The organism is Peribacillus sp. YIM B13482 (assembly GCF_042787975.1).
GTDB lineage: Bacteria > Bacillota > Bacilli > Bacillales > DSM-1321 > Peribacillus > Peribacillus simplex_A.
Genome location: NZ_JBHZPF010000146.1, coordinates 1 through 1046, shown reverse-complemented (window position 1 = coordinate 1046; position 1046 = coordinate 1). Strand labels below are relative to the sequence as shown.

Below are 1046 nucleotides of genomic sequence, written 5' to 3'. Positions count from 1 at the left end.
AAATCCAATTACAAGGGTTATGAAATCCTGCGAATAAGTGAGCATTCGAGAGATATTTGTATCAAACTGAGGGAGTTGAAGAGTGCTCTTTGACCTTTGTTCAACAATTGGGCCATATAGTTGGTGCCAAGGGGTTTGGTTTTGGTTGGGGTGGGTTCCCTTTAAGAATCTTTTGTAAACTGGGTTTGAATAGCACATGTAATACAATTATTAATGATTTTTTACATCTTCTTCGAATATATTTATGGTATATGTTGTTATAAATTGAAGGAGGATTACTTTGGATACTTTCCAAATACTTTTAATCATTCATATTATATTCGGAATAATATGCTTATTTTCAGGTGTAATAGCTATGTCCGCCAAAAAAAGAAGAGGTATTCATACAAAATGGGGTGAACTCTACCATGCATCTTACGTTGTAATATTTATTACTGCAATCATCTTGTCAATTTTGCGATGGGAAGAAATCGCTTATTTGTTTTATGTGGCCCTTTTTTCTTACTCCTTTGCGATTTATGGTTACCTTGCACGTAAAAGACGTTGGAAAAACTGGATTCATCACCACATTAGAGGTATGTTAGGTTCTTATATCGGTGCTGTAACAGCTCTTTTGGTTAATATTGGGGTTATGGTTCCTCTACTTAACCAACTGCCCAAACTATGGCTTTGGTTTATACCTACTATCATCGGAACACCTTTGATTTATATCGTAAGCCAAAAATACACAAGAAATAAAAAAGAAGAACCGGGAAAAGAGTTGTCCAAGAAAGAAAACAACAATACTTTATAACAGAGCCTAGTATTAAAAAACAACATTATTTCTTTAACAGAACCAAGATTTTTAAAAAACTCTGATAATCCTGACTTATGTTAAATAAGGCACAAAGAGAAATATGTTATTCTTGTTCAGCAATCGGGCGCTATTCTTTAATAAGAATCGCTTTTCTTAATGAACTAACGGGTGCGTTAGCATTCCTGTAGAGCGTTATTTTTCAGCTTTGAAAAAAATAGGGCTCCTCAGTAAGATATGAGTAAGACACCAC

1 protein-coding gene is annotated in these 1046 nt (G+C 34.3%); it reads left to right on the top strand.

Annotated features, from left to right (window positions below):
* The first annotated feature begins 280 nt into the window (after nucleotides 1-280).
* The gene (locus tag ACFX4L_RS25385) at nucleotides 281-793 is read left to right on the top strand and encodes a DUF2306 domain-containing protein (protein WP_377406683.1); all 513 of its coding nucleotides are present in this window, start codon (nucleotides 281-283) and stop codon (nucleotides 791-793) included.
* Nucleotides 794-1046 lie beyond the last annotated feature (253 nt).